Below are 553 nucleotides of genomic sequence, written 5' to 3' on the forward strand. Positions count from 1 at the left end.
CAACAACACCGGCGCCAACAACACCGGCGTGAAACCCGTCGATTTCTCAGACACAATTAAGGAAGACCTGGCCACCGCAGGGGACAAGGAAACCGACGACCCTCTCACCCAGGGTTCGGACACCACTTCGGACACCCCTTCGGGCATCACTGCGACCAGCGACACCACGAGCAATGCGGCCAAGGACGAGGCACTCGCCGAGATCCGAGCAATGAGGAATCAAATCACCACCCCCCAGGCCACACAGGCGAGCTGGTCGGGCGGTCAGAATGCCCCAAGCCCTCAGCAATCAGGGGAAAATCCGGGCATGCAGGCGATGCAGCAGTACCAGCAGGGGGAGCTGATGCGGCAGATGGTGCAGGGGGCTAACGGTAACAATCCAGCAGCGCACGAGTCCCGCCTCAGCGCCGAGGACCGCCAATATCTGCGCGATCGCGACAGAGCCGAGCATGCCAAGGCGAATGCGGGCGCAACCGCGGCAGCTCCCGGGACACCGGGACAGGCAACACAAGCAGGTGTCTCCGCCACTCCGACGACTCCCCCACCACCGGTG

1 protein-coding gene is annotated in these 553 nt (G+C 63.7%); it reads left to right on the forward strand.

The features are described 5' to 3' along the window. The coding region (locus tag ACLMAL_RS39740; protein WP_412003789.1) for a hypothetical protein at positions 1-553 on the forward strand (553 nt) is incomplete at both ends.

It is taken from the genome of Nocardia sp. CWNU-33, from assembly GCF_046764895.1.
GTDB lineage: Bacteria > Actinomycetota > Actinomycetes > Mycobacteriales > Mycobacteriaceae > Nocardia.